This is a genomic window from Hymenobacter frigidus (assembly GCF_014640435.1).
In the GTDB taxonomy this organism is placed as follows: domain Bacteria; phylum Bacteroidota; class Bacteroidia; order Cytophagales; family Hymenobacteraceae; genus Hymenobacter; species Hymenobacter frigidus.
Window position 1 is genome coordinate 167,314 of the sequence record NZ_BMGY01000003.1, and the last position, 18,743, is coordinate 186,056.

15 protein-coding genes and 1 riboswitch are annotated in these 18,743 nt (G+C 61.1%); of the genes, 6 read left to right on the plus strand and 9 right to left on the minus strand.

The window, feature by feature from the left end; translation table 11 throughout:
- Positions 1-27 precede the first annotated feature (27 nt).
- Positions 28-2,700 carry a translocation and assembly module lipoprotein TamL gene (gene tamL, locus IEW17_RS02725; RefSeq protein ID WP_188560478.1) on the minus strand — a complete coding sequence of 891 codons (2,673 nt, stop codon included), beginning with the start codon at positions 2,698-2,700 and terminating at the stop codon, positions 28-30.
- 29 nt (positions 2,701-2,729) lie between these two features.
- Here tamL and IEW17_RS02730 point away from each other — a divergent pair, with 29 nt between their 5' ends.
- Positions 2,730-3,461 carry an RNA methyltransferase gene (locus tag IEW17_RS02730; protein WP_308420589.1) on the plus strand — a complete coding sequence of 244 codons (732 nt, stop codon included), beginning with the start codon at positions 2,730-2,732 and terminating at the stop codon, positions 3,459-3,461.
- Between the two features lie 145 nt (positions 3,462-3,606).
- Here IEW17_RS02730 and IEW17_RS02735 read toward each other — a convergent pair whose 3' ends face one another.
- The 4 genes from IEW17_RS02735 to IEW17_RS02750 form a co-directional block, all read right to left on the minus strand.
- A complete protein-coding gene (locus IEW17_RS02735; RefSeq protein ID WP_188560480.1) occupies positions 3,607-4,755 on the minus strand; it encodes an outer membrane beta-barrel protein in 1,149 nt (382 codons plus the stop codon).
- Between the two features lie 21 nt (positions 4,756-4,776).
- The gene (locus IEW17_RS02740; RefSeq protein WP_188560481.1) at positions 4,777-5,865 is read right to left on the minus strand and encodes a hypothetical protein; all 1,089 of its coding nucleotides are present in this window, start codon (positions 5,863-5,865) and stop codon (positions 4,777-4,779) included.
- A 55-nt stretch (positions 5,866-5,920) separates the two neighbouring features.
- Positions 5,921-6,478 (minus strand): RNA polymerase sigma factor, encoded by a 558-nt coding sequence (locus IEW17_RS02745; RefSeq protein WP_229748772.1) that lies wholly within the window; start codon positions 6,476-6,478, stop codon positions 5,921-5,923.
- A gap of 216 nt (positions 6,479-6,694) precedes the next feature.
- Complete coding sequence (locus IEW17_RS02750) at positions 6,695-8,011, minus strand: chloride channel protein (protein WP_188560482.1); 1,317 nt, start codon at positions 8,009-8,011, stop codon at positions 6,695-6,697.
- A gap of 33 nt (positions 8,012-8,044) precedes the next feature.
- A riboswitch (Fluoride riboswitch) is annotated at positions 8,045-8,118 on the minus strand.
- A gap of 174 nt (positions 8,119-8,292) precedes the next feature.
- On the opposite strand from IEW17_RS02750, the gene IEW17_RS02755 reads away from it, so the two are divergent.
- Together IEW17_RS02755 and IEW17_RS02760 are read left to right on the plus strand one after the other, a co-directional pair.
- Complete coding sequence (locus tag IEW17_RS02755; RefSeq protein ID WP_188560483.1) at positions 8,293-9,276, plus strand: ABC transporter ATP-binding protein; 984 nt, start codon at positions 8,293-8,295, stop codon at positions 9,274-9,276.
- 53 nt (positions 9,277-9,329) lie between these two features.
- Positions 9,330-10,772: a hypothetical protein gene (locus IEW17_RS02760; protein ID WP_188560484.1), complete on the plus strand. Its 1,443-nt coding sequence runs from the start codon at positions 9,330-9,332 to the stop codon at positions 10,770-10,772.
- Positions 10,773-10,798: 26 nt separating this feature from the next.
- On the opposite strand, the gene IEW17_RS02765 is transcribed toward IEW17_RS02760, so the two are convergent.
- The gene (locus IEW17_RS02765; protein ID WP_188560485.1) at positions 10,799-11,158 is read right to left on the minus strand and encodes a CoA-binding protein; all 360 of its coding nucleotides are present in this window, start codon (positions 11,156-11,158) and stop codon (positions 10,799-10,801) included.
- A gap of 102 nt (positions 11,159-11,260) precedes the next feature.
- Positions 11,261-12,832: an NAD(P)/FAD-dependent oxidoreductase gene (locus IEW17_RS02770; RefSeq protein WP_188560486.1), complete on the minus strand. Its 1,572-nt coding sequence runs from the start codon at positions 12,830-12,832 to the stop codon at positions 11,261-11,263.
- 188 nt (positions 12,833-13,020) lie between these two features.
- Here IEW17_RS02770 and IEW17_RS02775 point away from each other — a divergent pair, with 188 nt between their 5' ends.
- Entirely contained in the window at positions 13,021-14,307 is a 1,287-nt protein-coding gene (locus tag IEW17_RS02775) for an MFS transporter (protein ID WP_229748773.1), read from the plus strand.
- A 10-nt stretch (positions 14,308-14,317) separates the two neighbouring features.
- Here the strand turns inward: IEW17_RS02775 and IEW17_RS02780 are convergent, their stop codons facing one another.
- Entirely contained in the window at positions 14,318-15,019 is a 702-nt protein-coding gene (locus IEW17_RS02780; protein ID WP_188560488.1) for a tetratricopeptide repeat protein, read from the minus strand.
- Positions 15,020-15,073: 54 nt separating this feature from the next.
- On the minus strand, positions 15,074-16,066 hold the full coding sequence (locus tag IEW17_RS02785) for a tryptophan 2,3-dioxygenase family protein (protein WP_188560489.1): 993 nt from the start codon (positions 16,064-16,066) through the stop codon (positions 15,074-15,076).
- Between the two features lie 277 nt (positions 16,067-16,343).
- Between IEW17_RS02785 and sdaAB the strand changes: the two genes are divergently transcribed.
- Entirely contained in the window at positions 16,344-17,024 is a 681-nt protein-coding gene (gene sdaAB / locus IEW17_RS02790) for an L-serine ammonia-lyase, iron-sulfur-dependent subunit beta (RefSeq protein WP_188560490.1), read from the plus strand.
- 71 nt (positions 17,025-17,095) lie between these two features.
- Positions 17,096-18,646 (plus strand): TolC family protein, encoded by a 1,551-nt coding sequence (locus IEW17_RS02795; protein ID WP_188560491.1) that lies wholly within the window; start codon positions 17,096-17,098, stop codon positions 18,644-18,646.
- Positions 18,647-18,743: the final 97 nt, after the last annotated feature.

An 18,743-nucleotide genomic window follows, 5' to 3' on the forward strand; every position in this document is an offset into this window, starting at 1 on the left:
TACCTGCTGCTCGCTGCTCGCTGTTCGCTAGAACGGGTAGCCAATGCCGAGGTTAAAGGCAATGGGATTGGCGCTGGTGTCGAAGTTGCGCAGGGCCCAGCGCTGGGTGGGCGGTGCGGTGGGGTCGTAAATCTTGGTGGCGACGTCGAGCCGCAGGATGAGGAAGGTAAAGTCGAATCGAACGCCGAAGCCGGAGCCCACGGCAATCTGTTGGTAGAACTTGTTGAACTGGAACTGAGCATCGGGCCGCAGATAGTTGCCGTCCTTGTCCTTGCCTTCCTGCAAGCCCCACACGTTACCAAAATCGGTGAATACCGCGCCTTTTATGAAGCTGTAGATGGGGAAGCGGTACTCGGCGCTACCCTCTAGCAGCAACTCTCCCGGTTGCTCGGTGAGGTAATCCCGGATGAGTTGCGGCTGCTTATTCGAATCAGTAATGAGGCGCTGGGGCGTGTAGCCGCCCGGGCCTAAGCGGCGTGGCGACCACGCCCGCAGGCTGGTGGAGCCCCCCGCGAAAAATGACCTGTCGTAAGGTATGATGAACTGAGAGGCCCCGGTGGACGGGTCGGGGGTACGGGTGAGGGCGTGGACCACGCCGCCGTTGAGCCGCCACACGAAGTAGGTGTTGGGCGTGAGGTGGTGGTAGCGGCGATAGTCGGCGCTGAAGCGGGCAAAATTGTACACGCTCAGGCTTGTTTTATCATACAGTGCTTCCCGGTAGAGGCCCCGGGTGAGGCCGCCCAGCTCGGCAAACAGGCGCAGGTAGCGGGCATCGCGGGTTTGGTTGAAGTCGTTGGAATTATAGAGGGAGGTGAAGCTGATGCTGGGCACAATCTGCTTGCTGAACGAGCGAAATAGCGATGAACCCTGCGTGGTACGGAGGGAGTCGAGCAGCACCCTGAAGAGACTATCGGTCCGGATGGTATTGACCAGGGTGATAACCACCGGCGAAAAAACATACTGGTGGAAAGCCGAGCGCTGCCAGATGTAGTCGTAAGTGAATTCGAAGTTGGAGCGGGTATATTCGGGCCGGTCCACGAAGGTTTCCGAGAGGGAGAAGCGCGTTTTGGGGCTGTAGCGGGTGAGGAATTTGTTGGGCCGGAAGGGAATCAGGAACTGCGGCAGCACAAGGCTGGCCGTGGCCCCAAGCTGAGTAGTGTACACGGCGGGCAGGCCGGCCACGCGGGTAAGCTGGCCTTCGAAGCCAGCCCGTACGCCCAGCTCCAGCACCTCGGCCCCGCCAAAGGGGTTGCGGGCTTTAAGCCGCAGGTTGATGAAAGGGCCCGGTAGGTAAGCGACGTAGGTGACGCCGCCCTCCACGGTTTCGCCGAATTTGGGCGCGGGCGAGGCGTTGATAACCGCCAGCAGCTCGCCGGTGCTCGGGTGCAGGCCGGAGCTGTCGGCAGCGGGTGGGTCGGGCACCTTGCGGTAGTTCACGGTATTGAACCGGAACATGTCGAGGTCGGCCAGCTGGCGCTGGGTTTGCAGGGTGCGGACCAGGCTGTAGCGCTGGCCGGGGCGCACCAGCACTTTGCGGGCCAGCAGGCTGGTGCTGTATTTCTGCTCGTAAGCCGCAAAGCTCACCGAGTCGGTCTCCACAGTATCGGTGCGCACACCCAGGCTGGGCCGGGTGGCCTGGCCCCCGGGCGTACCGGCCCGGCGCAGGGTGTCGCCGGTGGTGCTGCGCAGGGTGCGGCCCACGCCGGCATCGGTCACAAAGCGCACACGGCGCACGCTGTATACGCGGTGGCCCTGGTCTGGCCCGGGGTTGGCAATGAGCGTGCGCAATCGCACCCGAAATTTCTCGTAGCTGGTATCGGCCTCGAAGGTGATGTACTGCTGGCGGAAATCAAAGTAGCCGGCGTTTTTCAGCAGGGTTTCCAGGCGGGTGCGCTCCTGGCCAATCAGCGTTTCGTTGTAGCGCTCCTTGTCCTTAAACAAAGAAGCACCCGCGCCTTGACGCACCACGGCCGCTACGCCCGAATCGGGAATGCTGGGGGATTGCAGCTGGGTGAGAAACGGCTGATTTTCCCGGATGGTATACGTCACCGTTGTCCGGCGGTACTTTTTGGCGGCATCCAGCGAGTCGGGCTTGTCGGGCAGTACCGAGCCCAGGCCGCTAAAGATTCGGACCAACATACTGCGCTGGTAGCGGGCCGTATCGGTAGCGGCCACCCGCGCCCGAAAAAAGCCCTGCGAGTGCAGGTACGTCGTCATTTGCTCTACCGAGCGGCGGGTCAGGGCCGAGTCGTACACCACCGGCGCTTCGCCGAGGCGCATGATGGCGTTGCCCTTGTCGAGGGCCAGCTGCTTGCGGTTCACCCGGCGTTCGCGCTTGATGAGCAGCTTGCCCAGCTGCACCGAGTCGGTGCCGGCGGCTTTCATGCTGGCCACGTAGCTGGCCTGGATGTCGCGCAGCCTGCTTTTTATGCGCGCCGAGTCGTAGAATCGGTAGCCTAACTGGTAAATGGCCAGCTTGGGCAGCGGGAAGCGGGTGTTGGGTTGTTGTTGGGCCAGCGCGGCGAGCCGTTCTTTGTCGGCGCGTTCCACCCCTTTAATTTCGACCCGGCTCAGCAGGCGTTGGTTGGGCCGCAACAGGCCAAAAGGCGAGCACGCCCCCAGCAGCAGCAGCCCCAGCACGGGGGCCGCGCACCAGCCCAGCCCGCCCAATGGCCGTAGCTTCGCGGTATAGTCAGACAACAATGGTTTCAAAAGCACTTGGCAAATATGTGCAGTCCCTGCACCAAAAGAAGTATCGGCAACGCCACGGTGCCTTTTTGGTGGAAGGCGGCAAAAGCGTGTTGGAGCTGCTAAGTTCCGACCTGGAAACGGAACACGTGCTGGTCACGGCCGAATTTGCTTCCCAAAACCATGCCCAGCTCCCGGCCCGCCTGCCCCTGAGCATCGCCACCGAGGCCGAGCTCACCCAGCTGGGCACGCTGGCCACCAACACCACCGCGCTGGCCGTGGCCCGCCTGCCCGAGGAAAAGCCGCTGCCCCCAACGCTGCCCGAAGCCGCCTTGTTGCTCGCCCTCGATGAAGTGCGTGACCCCGGCAACCTGGGTACCTTGCTGCGCCTGGCCGACTGGTACGGCCTGCCCGGCGTGGTGCTCAGCCTCGGCTGCGCCGATGCTTACGCGCCCAAGACGGTGGCCGCCACCATGGGCGCGTTTGCTCGGGTGCGGGTGTGGGAACGTGATTTGGCCGACTGGCTGCCCACGCTGCCGCCCGGCGTGGGCATCTTCGGGGCCGACCTGGCCGGCGACAATGTGCACCGCCTCACGCTCCGCCCGGCCGGCGTGCTCGTCATGGGCAGCGAGTCGCACGGCCTCACGCCGGGCGTAGCAGCGGCTCTCACGCGCCGGCTGCACATTCCGCGCGGGGCCAGCGGCGGGGCCGAAAGCCTGAACGTGGCCATCTCCGCCGCTATTCTGCTCGACAATTTCTTCCGCAACCAGTAAGCGCAAAGCAGGCAGCTTGCAGCGGTTTCCAGGTCAGTGGGCGGGCAGCAGGTTGTAGTCTGCCCTTGGAAACTACCGTAAAGCCAACAAGCCCCGCCTCGGAATGAGGCGGGGCTTGTTGGCTTTTTCACGTACCGGACGCTGGTTAGTTGCCGGCGATGCGGATGCCGAAGCTCAGCACCTGGGTGTCGGGGCTGGCCCCCGTCTTGAATAGGCTGTTCATATTGTACTTGCCGAAAAACTCCAGGCCGCGGTAGCCAATAGTGCCCTGCAAGCCATAGAGGAAATTCTCCATGTTGTAGCTGCCGTCCTCCTTTTCTTTGTTGGTCGAGCCCTCGTTGGTGTATTTCAGCTTGGTCCAGGACTTGATGCGGTAGCCCACAAAGCCGCCGGCGCTCAGCATGAGGGTGGGCTTGTAGTGCGAGTCGCGCAGGCGCAATTGAAGCATCAGGGGCACATTGATGGAGGAGGAGGCGAGCTTGGTTTTTTGAAACTGGCGGCCATCGGTTTCGCGAATCACGTCGGTGCGGCCATTGGTATTCACCCAGCGGTTGTTGCCGCTCAGCATGTAGTTATTGAAGGAAAGTTCGGGCCCTACCACGATGCTAATCGGGCTGCGCTTGCCGCCGAGGCGGGTAACCCAATCTAAGCCGAAGTTGACGTAGCGCGAGCCTTCGGTGCGCAGGTCTACCGTGCCGGCTTGGTCGGGGGGCATAGTGTTGCGGACTTTCTGGTTGACCAAGGCGTTCAGGCCCAAGTCAAAAACAAAGTTGACGGTACTCCGGTCACGCTCAATATTCTTCAAACGGGTGGAATCTCGGTGGGCCTGACGCTGCTCATCAGTTTTGGTGTTCTGCTTGGTATTGTACGACTTGGTGCCATCTGCGTCGGTCGTCACCACCACGCCAAAAGTCTTGTTCAGCATCACATCAACGCGGTTGGTGTTCGCGGTTTTTTTACGCGTTGTGATGCGGATTTGCTCAGGCAGGTTTTTGCCGGGCTGGTCTTTGTCGGGGTAAAATTGCAGGGTCACCTGGTCGGTGGGAGCATCCTTGGCGGCTTTTTCCGCTTGGGCAATGTAGCCGGCCAGCCGCGAGGTGAGGGAGTCGAGCTGATAGTTTTTCATTTCGCGCAGCTGGGCCGCGTCGCGCACCGTCAGGGTGAGGGTGGCTTTGTTGGGCAGGCGCACCACAATGGTGTCTTTCACGGCGGCCGGAGCCAGCGTAGTGGTGCGGGCTTCGGTCAGCCCGCCCACCAGCATCGTCAGAAAAAAGGAGAGAAAAGCGCGTTGCATGATTTCTAAAAGAAAGAGAGATTAGAGTCGGATGGATTTGCTGATGCTGCGGCCGGCCACCGTGGCACGGAGCGTCACATTTTCGGGCAAGCCCGTTATTTCAGCCAGGCTGACCCGTTCGCCGCGAGCCAGGTGACCGGCTTGTTGGAGCAGGCGGCCGCCCAAGCCCCGGTGTTCGGTGGGCGCTACGGCTTCGGCCAGGGCCGTAATGCTGGTTTTGGCGGGGCGAGCCGGGGCTGCGCTACCGTTGCGCACGTCCACGGTTATCAGCTCGCTGGCCGCCGCCAGGGTGGCAGCGGGTACCGGTACATTCCGAACGATTTCCGGAGTTGGTACTGGTTTGGGAGCTAGGGCAATGGTAGAAGGTTCGGGAGTAAGTCGCGGCTCGTCAGCAGCGGAGGGCAGAGTTGGGGCAGCGGCCGGGCGGGCCGTCGTGCGGGCTACTTGGGAGCGGTTTTCGGTGGCCGCGTCCGGCTGCCGGTTAGTTCCCAGTAAGCGGCGCGCCGACTGCCCGGCGACGGTCCTGCTGGCCTTCGGAGCAGTAGATGCCAGCTCGCTGGAGCGGGTTGCCTGAGGCAGCGTATTTTTTTGAGGAGCCAGTGTGCCCGTTGTTTTGAGAGCTGCCGCCGTGGCCAGTTCGGGGCTGCCGGCACTTTGGCTACCAGTTGCAGCAGCGCGCGTCAACTCGGTTTCAGCGGGCTGTTCCGAAGCAACAACTGGTGCCGAAAAGACCGGCGCCGCCGTGCGGGTTTGTTGCGATGCGACCGCGCCGCCGGGGCCATTGCCGATGCGGCGCCCGCTCCACAGGCCGGCTCCGCCGGCCACCAGCAGCAGCGCTATCACGGCCGCCAGGGCCACGGGCCACCAGCCGCCCGCCCGCCGCTTGCGGGGCCGCAGGTGCTCGTCCTCGAGGCGTTCCCAAACCGCGCGGCCGGGGGCAGTGGCGTGGCTATCCAGGCGCTGCCGGAACAGGTGGTCGAGGCGGTCGGCGCTTGGTTCGGGCGCGGCATTGGGTTCGGCCTGCAGGCGGGCCCACAGGGCATCGCCGGGCGGGGTGGCGTGGCCGTCCAGTTTATCCCGGAATAAGTCGTCGATATTTTCAGGAAGCATGATAAATGCTGGTAGTTAAAAATTGAATAGCCGGTCAGCGGGAAATGCTGACGGGCTAGTTGGTCGAGATGGCCGCGAATTGAACCCGGCGCTGCAGCATGGCGCGGGCCTTGCTGAGCTGCGATTTGCTGGTGCCTTCGCTGATGCCCAGCAGCTCGGCAATTTCCTGGTGGCCGTAGCCTTCCAGGGCGTAGAGGTTGAATACCGTGCGGTAGCCGGCGGGCAGGGTAGAGAGCAGGGCCAGCAGGTCTTCGGCTTGCAGCTGGGTATCGGCAGTAGCGGCGGTAGTGGCCAGGTTTTCGGGTTGGGCAAAATCTTCAAACGAAACCGTAAGGGTTTCGCGTTGGCGCAGCTGCATCAGCGCTTCGTTCACCATAATGCGCCGCACCCAGCCCTCAAAGCTGCCTTCGAAGCGGTAGTTGGGCAGGGCTCGGAACATCTTGGCGAAGCCCAGGAGCAGGGCTTCCTCCGCATCTTCGCGGCGCTTTAGGTAGCGGCGGCACACGGTGAGCATGAGCCCGGCCAGTTGGTCGTAGAGCTGGCGTTGGGCCCGGTGCTCGCCCCGTACGCAGGCGGCGATGAGGTCGGTTTCAGTCACGGTAAGAGTGGGCAAAGTGCAGAAAGAAAGGTGGAGTCAGCGCTGCTGATGCGCAAAGAGTAGGAATGGTTGCCTGGCAAAGAGAAAACACTTTTTCGATTAGTACGGTCACCCAGGTCGGGACCAGGCTTGCGAAAACGAAGTGTTGTTTATACTCATTGCGAAATGGTTTGCGAAAAATCAGGCAGGAGGTGTAGCGACGCATTCCACTTCATAATGAGTACAGTTCGCTTATTGGTCCAGTGCACCCAGCTGCCGGCCCTGCTGGCGAGCCAAGCGCGGGTGCTTGGCCTGGCCCACCACTTGGGAAGAATAAATTCCCGTATGGCCCGAGAATAAATACGCCACTACGCAGACCAGTGCCAGATATATGCCTCCGTTGGTTCCAAACAGCTCGAGCCCCATAAGCAGGCAGGCCAGCGGGGTATTAGCCGCACCCGCAAACACGCCCACAAAACCCATGGCTGCCAGCAGGGCCACCGGCAGCGGCAGCACCAGCGCCAGCGCGCTGCCCAGCGCCGCCCCGATAAAAAACAGTGGCGTAACCTCGCCCCCCTTAAATCCACAGCCCAACGTGAGCGCTGTAAGGGCCAGCTTCCAGGCAAAATCGGTGGGAGCCAATGGGTGCTGAAATGCCTCTACAATCACTGGGATGCCCAGTCCGCTAAAGCGGCCGGTGCCCAGTGCCCACATGGCCCCCGCTACCAGCGCCCCGCCCACCAAAGGCCGTAGCGGCGCGTAGCCAATGCGACCAAAAACAGTGGCTACGGCGTGGGTGAGCGCCGTGAAGCCGCGAGCAGTGAGCCCAAATAGCGCCCCCGCCAGTATGGTGCAGCCCAATAGCAGCGGCGTGAGCGGCAAGGCATCCAGGGTGGGGTAGTGGGTGTGGCCCACGTTCCAGGCCCGCGTCACCAGGTCGGCTATCACGGCCGCCAGGAAGCTGGGAAGTATAGCATCATACCGAATAGAACCCAGCAGGAATACTTCCAGCCCAAAAACGGCCCCGGCCAGCGGCGTGCCGAACACCGACGCAAAGCCGGCACTTATGCCCGCAATCAGCAGCAGGCGGCGGTCGCGGGGGCGCAGGTCCAGCCAGCGCGTGAGCTGGTCGGCCAGGGCCCCGCTCATTTGCACGGCCGTGCCCTCGCGCCCCGCCGAGCCGCCGAACAGGTGCGTAGCGAGCGTGCCGCCCAATACCAGCGGCACCAGCCGCAACGGAATCCAGCGGCTGGGTTGATGAATCTCATCCAGCAGCAAGTTGTTGCCGCGTCCGGCCCGGGCACCCAGGTAGTGGTAGGCCAGGCCAATGAGCAAGCCCGCCACGGGCAGCAATGCCAGCGCCCAGGGATGGTCTTCACGCCAGCTCGTTGCCCAATCCAACGACATCAAAAAGCCCGCCGATGCTGTGCCCGCCAAGCCGCCAATCAGGCTGCTGATAGCGAGCCAACGCAGTAGAAATAACAGGGCCGAAGCGGTGGCAGAACCACGCAACCGGGCGGGAAATAAACGGGAGAAAGCGGGGGGAATGGCCACGGTAGCGAACGGCATGATGAACTCTGCGGAACGACCACCCTGGCCGTCCGTTCCGTAGGAATCATCAGCGCGCAGCGCAGGGCGGCGGCGGTTCGCGGTGGAAATCCATCACCGTTGGGATGGCCAAAGATAGGCGAAACGGCCGTTTCTGGAAATGCTTTTGGTGGGCCGCCGTAAGTTGCTCAGCCAGGCAGTGCCCTGCTCCGGGTGTAGCTTGCAGTCCCAATAAGCCGGTTGCGGGGCCGCATTACAGCTTTAATGCAAGTGCCGGCGGCTGAGGTGTTTTATCATTACAAATGAAGTTGCTCACAGTAGCCGGCATTGAGCTGGAAGAAAATGGTGTTTCGGTGCTATCGGGCATCAGCTTTGAGCAGCAGGCGCATCAAAAACTGGCGTTGGCCGGCGAGTCAGGCACGGGCAAAAGCACCCTGCTTCAGGTAATAGCCGGTTTGATTCAGCCCAGCGCGGGGGAGGTGCGCGTGCATGGCAGCCGGGTGCGCGGCCCGGCCGAAACGCTGGTGCCCGGGCATCCCGGCGTGGCTTACCTCTCGCAGAAATCCGACCTGCCGCACTCGCTGCGCGTGGAACAGGTACTGCGCTATGCCAACAAGATTGCGCCCGCCGACGCCCAGGCCTTGTACGAGCTGTGCCGCATCGACCACCTCGCCGACCGGCGCACCGACCAGCTTTCCGGTGGGGAGCAGCAGCGCGTGGCCCTGGCCCGTCTGCTGCTGGGCCAGCCCGATTTGCTGCTGCTTGATGAGCCCTTCTCCAACCTTGACCGGAGCCACAAGCGCCTGATGCAGGATATCATCGAGGAGCTCGGCTCCCGCCTTGGTATTACCTGCCTGTTGGTTTCGCACGATGCCGCCGATACCCTGCCCTGGGCCGATGAAATTCTGGTGCTTCGGCAGGGCCGAATTGTGCAGCAGGGGCCACCCGCTGAAATTTATCACCGGCCCGTGGATGAATACACCGCCGCGCTATTTGGCGATTATAACCTGCTGCGCGGGGCCGACCAGCGCGCCCTCACTACCGCGCGTAGCAAACGGACAACCTCGCTGCTGGTGCGGCCCGAGCAATTTGTGCTGGTGCCGGCAGGCGGCGGGGGCGTGCCCGGCACCGTGCTGGCGGTTCGCTTTTTCGGTCGTTACTACGAAATCGAAATCGAGCTGGCCGAATCCAGGATTCGGGTTCATGCTGCCGCTGCTGAAGTAGTAGCGGGCGAGGCCGTTTGCGTCGCGGTGGGAATGGGAGCAACAGTACCTTTGAAGTCCTGATTACTGCTAAAAACCAGCGTAGCGTTTTGTTCAGATTCATTCCTCGCCTTTCCATGTTGCTGGCCGGTGTAATTCGCAAGTGGCGCGGGCGGTGGCACGAAGCCGCGTTGGTCGTTGGCATAGCGGCAGGGTACACGCTCTACCTATTCGCCTCGCAATATCAGAATCTGTATTACGATGCTGAGCTGTACTGGAAATTAGGCCACCGCTTCTACCAGGATGGGCATTTCAATCTGTTGGCTTACGATGACTCGTTGCGAGGCTATGCTTATCCGTTGCTGAATTTCGTCAGTTTGGCGGTGCGCAAGGCGCTTCACCTGCCGGCCGTAGTTGTTGTGAAAGTGCTTAACGCGGCAATGGCCGGGTTGCTGTTTGGCTTGGTGGGCCCCCGGGTGTGGCAGGCGGCTACTGGGGCAGGGCAACCACCAGCTATTGCTAGGCGGCTGGTGTGGGCAGGTCTGGTCTTTATATTCTGGCGCGATTACTTCAATTTCTCACTGTCCGACTTTCCGGCGCTGCTGGCCCTGGCTGTGGCTTTGTGGCAGGTCCAGCAGCGTAGGGTCAGTGGCGTAGCGCTAGCGGGGATGGCGTTAGCGCTGGCGCTCAATATCCGGCCGATTTACTTGGTGGCAGTGCCCCCGGTGCTGGCGCTGGCCCTGCTGGGGCACACCCGTAGCGAGTGGCTGCGCCGTTTGGCAGTGTTGGCGCTTGGTACAGGGCTAGTACTCACGCCGCAATGGCTCATTAATCGCCGCCACTTCGGAGTAAATACGCCACTGGTTTTGTCGCGGTCAAAGGAGCCCCTCATCCATAACTTGTACTTGAAGCAGCTGAAATGGGGTTTGCTGTACCGGAAATACGAAACATCTGTGGGAAGAGAATTGCCGACCGGGCAGATATTATTCTTAGATGAGCGGGGCCGGGCCGTGCTCCAGGCTGAGCAGGTAGACCAGTTTGAATCGGCCAGTCAATATCTGCGCACGGTAGCCCACTACCCAGGTGTATTGGCGCGGACTTATGCCTGGCACCTGTTCAGCGGGCTTGACATCAGCCATCCTACGCCATACTTACGCCGTTGGGCCCCGGCACCATGGCTGGCTGCCTTAAACTACAGCCTGTGGTTTTGGGCCGCCCTGGTGGTAATCGGCGGCGGGTGGCCCACTCGGCGTCAGGCCCTGATGCTGGCCGCCCTGCTATTGTCCTGTCTGGCGGTGCTGCCCATGGGCATGGAAGTGCGGTTTTTACTGCCATTGCACCTACTGCTGCTGGCGCTGGTAGCGTTCGGAGCCTTGCCCGGCTGGGCCACGGCCAGCCGGGCAAGGCTAATCATCGTCGGGGTGAGTTACGTGATTTTTCTTACGACCTGCTTCCATCTGTCGGCTCGCGTCTTGCAAACCATCGAACCGCGCTTTGAAGCTTACCTGTTGCCTGCGTCGGGCATAGTTGGCAGCACTCAATCGGCCTCCGATATTCAGGGGAAAGTCAAGGCGCAGTAAATTGCATTGTCCGCAATTAAGCTTGCCTAATACTGCCCAATCGAAAGCAGTACCAACGTACAGGCCTCTTCGGTTTGAATCCCGCGCGCCTGGGCCAGGCGTGCTAGCTCGGGGTTTTCGGTGCCGGGGTTGAACAGAATGCGCCTGGGCTGCAGGCCCAGAATGTAGTCGTACCAGCCGGGCTGGTTTTGCGGGCCTACATATAAGGTTACGGTGTCGATGTCCTTTTCCTGAGGCCGGTCGGTGTGAATGGCCATGCCGGCTACTTCGCCCTTGCGAATGCCAACGGGCACCACCTCATGGCCGTGGTTTTTGAGCATGTGCATGGCGCGAAACGAATAACGGGCCGGATTGTCGGAAGCACCGAGAACGAGGGTCTTTTTCATCGAAATAATTAACGTGTAGTGAAGGGCGGGCCAAAATTGCAGCAGCCCGCCGCCAGTTTATGGAATTAGTGGCCGGCGAAGAGTTAACCCCGGCACAGGGGTCTAACGTTTCATCAATGCCATCGCGGCTTCGGCGCAACGCTCTCCGTCCATGGCCGCCGACACGATGCCGCCCGCGTAGCCCGCGCCTTCGCCGCATGGGAACAGGCCGGTCACCACCGGATGCTGCAGCGTGTCTTTGTCGCGCGGAATGCGTACCGGCGAAGAAGTCCGGCTTTCTACGCCCACAATCTGGGCGGCGTTGGTAGCATAGCCGGGAATTTTTCGGCCAAAATCCTGGAAACCCTGGCGCAGGCGTTCGGCCAGGGCTGGGCCCAGCACGTCGTCCATGGCCACCGATACCAAGCCCGGCTGGTAAGAGGTTTCGAGTAGGTCGGCAGAAGTTTTGCGCTTCAAAAAATCGCCGAGCAGCTGGGCCGGGGCTCGTTGCGTGCCGCCCGCCGCCTGGCAGGCGCGCTGCTCAATTTCCTGCTGAAAATGCAGGCCCGCCAGCGCGCCATAGCGGGCCACGTCCAAATCGGCGAGCTCCACGGCGGCCACGATGCCGGAGTTGGCAAAGCGCGAGTCGCGTCGGCTGGGGCTCATGCCATTCACCACTACTTCGCCGGGGGCCGTAGCAGCCGGCACGATGAATCCGCCCGGGCACATGCAGAACGAGAAAACGCCGCGCTGCTGCCCGCCCACTTCAGTCTGGTGCACCAACGAATAAGACGCGGCCGGCAGTAAGCCGCGGTCGGCGCGGCGGTACTGGGCTTGGTCAATCAGGGCCTGGGGGTGTTCTACGCGTACGCCCAACGCAAACGGCTTAGCCTCGATGAGCACTCCCCGGTGGTGCAGCAGCTCGTAAATGTCGCGGGCCGAATGACCGGTAGCCAGGATGGTGGCATCGGCCTCCACGGCCTCACCGGTCGCTGTCACTATGCCGCGCAGGTGGTTGTTCTCCAGCAGCAGGTCCGTAACCTTGGTATCGAACCGGACTTCGCCGCCCGCCTCCACAATGGCCTCGCGTAGGGCTTGCACTACCGCCGGGAGTTTATTGGTGCCGATGTGGGGGTGGGCATCCACGAGAATATCGGGTGTGGCCCCGTGCTGCACCAGCCGGCGCAGCACCCGGCCCACGTCGCCGCGCTTGGTGGCGCGGGTATACAGCTTGCCGTCGGAATAAGTGCCGGCTCCGCCTTCGCCAAAGCAATAGTTGGAATCGGGATTTACGAGCTGCTCTTTATTGATGGCCGCGAGGTCGCGCCGTCGGGCTCGCACATCGCGGCCCCGCTCCAGCACAATGGGTTTCAGGCCTAGTTCGATGCAGCGAAGGGCCGCGAACAAGCCGGCGGGTCCAGCTCCAACAACCAGAACCGTACGTTTAGATTGTTTCACATTTGGATAAACAAACCAAGGTCCAAACAACTCCGTAGGGGGAGCGGTCCGGTAGATATCAGCCCGCAGGCGCACCATGGGCTGCCGGCCCCGCGCGTCGATAGAACGGCGAACTAAGTGAACAAAATCAGCTTCACCAGGTCTCATGCCGGCCTGCAAAAGCAATGCTTCGTAGCAGGCCAGCTCATCAAAAGCTATTTCAGGAGAGAGGAGGGTTTCAATTTCTTGTTTTAACATTTGTGTATAAGAAAGGTATTTATCCTTTTGGGTTACATCGGCATGTCAGCCAGTTACAAAGGTACAAGCGGCCCACATGCTTCGCGCATTGCTGCTTTCTGTTTGCTGGAGCAGAACTGAACTCCGATTCAGCAAGGCCGTTAATTTGCGGCATGACAACTCTTACAACTGCCTCGTCTGTTTCACGCTTGCGTTCCATCGTCAGTGGCTCAATTGGCAACCTGGTGGAATGGTATGACTGGTATGCTTACTCAGCCTTTGCGCTCTACTTCGCCCCGGTCTTTTTTCCGAGTGGCGATACTACGGCCAAGCTCCTCAACACCGCGGCCATTTTCGCGGTTGGTTTTTTAATGCGGCCCTTGGGGGCGTGGCTGCTGGGGGCGTATGCCGACCGACATGGCCGCCGTGCCGCCCTGCTGCTGTCGGTGCAACTCATGGCGGGGGGCTCGCTGCTGATTGCCGCCACGCCCGGCTATGCGCGCATTGGGGTGGCGGCTCCTGCTTTGCTGCTGCTGGCGCGGCTGGTGCAGGGTATCAGCGTGGGCGGCGAGTACGGTACCTCGGCCACTTACTTGAGTGAGATGGCGGGTATGCGGCACCGGGGCTTCTGGTCCAGCTTTCAATACCTCACCCTGATGGGCGGCCAGTTGCTGGCGCTGTTGGTCCAGTTGGGCTTGCAGCAGATGCTCACGCCCACCCAACTTGGCGACTGGGGCTGGCGGGTGCCCTTCGTGATTGGGGCCTTGGCGGCCATGGGAGCCCTCTACCTACGCACCCACATGGGCGAAACCGCCGCCTTCGAGCAGCATCGGCAGAGCCTGGCTACCGCCGGGGCTGAAGCCGAAGGACATGTGCCTTCCCCCAACCAGATGCGGGCCCTGATGCAACACCCCAAAGCGGTGCTGACCGTGGTGGGCCTCACGCTGGGCGGCACGCTGGCCTTTTACACGTTCACCACTTATGCCCAGAAATTTCTGGTGAATACCTCGGGCTTCAGCAAGGAGCAGGCGACGCTGATTTCCTTTGGCGTGATGGCCGTGGCCCTGTTGTTTCAGCCTTTGCTCGGGACCATTTCCGATAAGGTTGGCCGCCGGCCGGTGCTGCTCATGTTTGGCATCGGGGCCACGCTGGGCACGGTGCCGCTGTTGCGCTTGCTGGCGGACACGCATGATGCCTGGGTGGCCGCGGGCCTGCTCATTGCTGCGCTATTTGTGGTTAGCGGGTATACCTCCATCAGCGCCGTGGTTAAGGCGGAGCTGTTCCCTACCGAAATCAGGGCCCTGGGTGTGGGGCTGCCATTTGCTCTGACTGTGGCTATTTTTGGGGGCACGGCCGAATACGTAGCCCTCTACGCCAAAAATCAGGGCGTTGAAGAATGGTTTTACTGGTACGTAACGGGCTGCGCTTTTCTTTCGCTGCTGGTGTATTGGCGCATGGGCGAAACGCGGGCGGAGAAGGGGAAGATGGTGGAGTAGGTTCTCGTAACTATTTGCGCGGCGACTGTCTTTTTAGTTGTTTGTACCAAAGCTCATCTCGCACAGTTCGAGGAACTGATTGGTTTGCCAAGTCCACGTATTTCCACGCCATGGCATAGTCCTGCTTGATTGTATACGCGCCTGCCAAATGTGAATACGCGTTGGCGTAGGCCGAAACGTGCTGCTTCGTATTCATAGAATCAACCAAAAACAGGTGAAGTTCCTTTATTGCTTGGTCAACCTCGGTAACCTGTTTGTTCCCGCTGTAACGATTAAGTCGGCTTAAAGCTATATCCACCAACAGGCGCTTATTAGTTGAATCATACCGTTGCGACAGCAGCAAGTATTTCAGGGATTCATCGTGTTGCTGGCGCTGCCCGGTAACGGCACCGAACCCCCAATAGGCCCCTGCGTTGGTGCTATCCAGCAGCCAGGCTTGATTAAATCGCTTCATGGCCGTATTGGGGTCGCCGGACTGAAGAAACTGCCAGCCTTTGGCTTGAAAATACGCTGCAGCCTCTTTTCGGTCCGGGAACTTACTGTCGCAGTCTGTCAAAAATTGTTGGTCGTAGAATAATAGTTGAGCAGTCTTTTTTACCCCACCATATTGGGGCATGAGGTTACTCAAATGCAGCGGGATGCTTTGAGCCGAAGCCACTCCACCCGAAAAGATGGTTAATGCCAACAACACCGCCAACAGATAACTTTTCATCGTAAGAGTTCAAGGATTTGCCCGAGATACGGCCGCTTTTGGTGCTGACCAAGGCTACACCCCCACGCTTTGCTCCAGTACTTCATCCACCCAGCTTTTGCCCCAGTCTTCCAGTTCCTGGGCAGACCAGAGCTCGGGGTAAAAAATGCGGCGCTGGAACTTGGGCGGCAGGTATTCGCGCCAGTTGGTACCGCCGGTGGCGGCCACATCGGTGGGGTTGCGCTGCAGGTAGCGCACCGCCGATTTGAAGTGCATCAGGGGCCAGTTCACGTTCACGCTCACGTCGAGCTGGCGCATGGCGCGCAGCAGGCGGGGGTGCTGCTGCTCGTCTGCGGGCAGGCGCTGCACCACGGCCCACAGGTTGCGGTTTTGAAATGCCTGGGCGTGGCGCACGAGGTCGGCGGTGTACTTGCGCTCGAACTCGATTAGGGTAAGGGCCTTGGCCCCGCTGGCCTCGATGGTTGCCCCGGCTTTCCAATAGATGCAGCCCAGCAGCTGGTCGTGGTCGTGGGCGGCGGCTTCGCCCAGGGCCTGGCGCTTGGCTTCGTCGGTGAGGTTACTGAGGCTGGTGCTGGCAATCTCAATCATGCGGTACTGCACCGATTGAAAGCCCGACGCCGGCATCAGGGCCATGCGGAAGTCCAGAAACTGCTGCTTGTCCATGCCGTCGACCATCACATCAAACGAGTCGATGAGGTTGTCGAAATAGCGGTTGATGCGGCCAATGCGGAGCACTACTTCGCCGAGCGTGGGCTGGGCCAAATCTCCGATTTGCTCGTACTCGCAGAGACAGAGCTTGAAATACAGCTCGGAAATCTGATGGTACATGATAAAAATCCGCTCGTCGGGCAGGTTGGTCAGCGGGCGCTGGAGCGAGAGCAGGGTGTCGAGCTCGATGTAGTCCCAGTAGTTAACGTATTTGGCGTGGTAGAGCCCTTCGAGATAGGCGGCCAAATCCTGACCATCGGGCGCGTATTTTTCCTGTAACAGGCGTAATTGCGCCAGTACGGCCGGTGAAAACTCGTCCTGGGTGGGAGGGGAGGACATGTAGAATAGTGGTGAGTGGGAGGATAAGAAGCCTGGGTGGGCCCGCGACAAATATCGGCAGAATACTGACTTTGCAGACGCGGTTTTTGCGCGGCGGGCCAGGCAATTCGTAATCAAAGCGGTTCGGCGGCATCTTTGGGCCAAAAACTTCGGGTAGTTGCCCCACCACCGTCGGCCTATTACGTTCTTTGCCCTAGCCAAATGGGCGGAGCTGCCGGTCGGTCTGGTGCGCATCCGCTACTTTTAGCTTCCCTAACCACCTGTACGGCGCGAGCCCATGGCCGAAAAATCCAGCATTTTTGATATGATTGGGCCCGTTATGATTGGGCCCAGCTCGTCGCACACGGCCGGCGTGGTGCGCATAGCCCGGGCCGCCATTCGTATTCTGGGCGCGGTGCCCACCGAGGCCGTGGTCACGTTCTACAACTCGTTTGCCCGCACCTACGAGGGCCACGGGTCCGACCGCGCCATTGTGGCCGGCCTGCTGGGCTACTCCGCCGACGATATCCGCATTCGCACGGCTTTTGACCACGCCGCCGAAGCGGGCCTGCGCTACACGTTTCAGAGCGTGGCCAACGCCTCCACCATGCATCCCAACACCATCAAGCTGAATTTGCTAGATGGCGCGAGCGGTCACCGCGTCGAAGTCATTGGCCAGAGCCGGGGCGGGGGCGTTATCCGCATTGTGGAAGTGGACGGGTTTCCATCGGACTTCTCGGGGTCGCTGCACACCCTCATTATTGATGCCAACGACGTGCCCGGCTCCATCGCCTTCATTGCCTCCGTCATTGCCCACGACCAATGCAACATTGCCACCATGTTTGTGAGCCGCAAGGGCCGCAACGACGCGGCCCGGCAGTTTATCGAAATGGACAGCCCCATCAAAGAAGTAACGCTGGCCTACCTGCGCCAATTGAGTTGGGTACAGCGCATTACCTACATTCCCACCCTGGATTAGCGGACGGGCGGTGTAATGAATGCCGCCGCCCGTCGATTCCCCTACCATTTGAAGCATCATTTCTCTGCCTGATGAAACGAGTGACAATACGAATACCGCGCCCGGCCCGGCCGCTGGCTTTGCTGGGCTTACTGGGCGCCAACCTGCTGGCAGCACCGCTGGCGCAGGCCCAGAACCCGGCCCCGGCGGTGCTGGGCGGTGCGGTCCCGGCCCCGGCGCCCACCGGTCCCTGGACCTTGCGGGCCGCCATCGACTATGCCCTCACCCACAACCTAGGCGTGCGGCAATCGGAGCTAACGGCCCAGCAGCAGGAAGCCACCCTGCGCCTCAACCGCGCCGCGCTGCTGCCCACGCTGGGCCTGAACGGCACGCAGGGCTTCAACTTTGGCACCAACCGGGACCCGTTCACCAACCAGTTTCAGCAGCTGAACGTGCGGTCGAACAACTTCTCGGCCTCGGGGCAGGTCACGCTCTTTTCGGGCTTTCAGCTGCGCAACACCATCAAAGTGGGCCAACTTGATGCCCAGGCCTCACGGGTGGATATTGACAAAGCCCGCAACGATTTGTCGCTGAACGTGGCCTCGTCGTTTCTCCAGCTACTGCTGGCCCAGGAGCTTATTCGGGCTTCCGAAGCCCGGATGGCGACGGTGCAGGCCCAGGTTTCGCGCAGCGAAAAGCTGCTGAAAGCCGGAGCAGTGGCCGAGGGCAACGTGCTCGACAGCCGCGCCCAGCTGGCCGGCGAGGAGCGCACCCTCGTCACGGCCCAGAACCAGCTGGCCCTGGCGCAGCTGGCCCTGGTGCAGCAGCTCAACCTGGACCCCGCTGCCGCCGGCCGCTTTGAGGTGGTGGTGCCCACCCTGCCCGACCCCAGCACGCTCTCGACCACGGCCGACGTGCCCGACCCGACGGCCACTTTTGAAATTGCGCGGCAGCAGCAGCCCGAAATTAAGGCGGCCGACCTGCGGGTGGCAAGCGCCCGCCGCAACCTCGAAGTGGTGCGGGGGGGCTACTACCCGCGCCTGACGCTGGCCGGGGGCATTTCCACCGGCTTTTCGTCGGTCCGCAACCAGTCGGTGCGGGTTAATGGCAACCCAATTCCCGTACCGGTGCTGCAAATCAACCCGGCCGTGCCGGGCGGGTATTCGGCCTCGCCCTACGTGTTGCTTTCGCCGCAGACCTCTTTCGAGGCGTTGCCTTACCGGTTTCTGGACCAGTTGGCCGACAACCGGGGCGAATTCCTGCAGTTCAGCCTCAACGTGCCCATCCTGAACGGGTTGCAAACCCGCGTGGGTGTGCAGCGCGCCCAGGTCAACATTCAGCAGGTGGAGCTGCGGGCCGAGCAAACCCGCCTGCAGCTGCGCCAAACTATTCAGCAGAGCTACGCCGATGCCGTGGCGGCCCAGCGCCGCTACGCCGCCAGCGCCCGGCAGGTGGAAGCCCTCACGCTGTCCTTCCGCAATGCCGAAATCCGCTTCAACAACGGGCTGTTGAACGGTACTGATTTCAACATTGCCCGCAACAACCTCACGGCTGCTGAGTCGGACATGATTCAGGCCAAATACGAATTCTTCTTCCGCAGCAAAGTGCTCGACTTTTACCAGGGCAAGCCGCTCAGTCTTTAATCATTTAACAATTAACATTTATCATTTAACACGCTGGTGGCTCACCATTGCGCCTTTGGGGGCAGGAGGAACAACGGTTAAATGTTAATTGATAAAT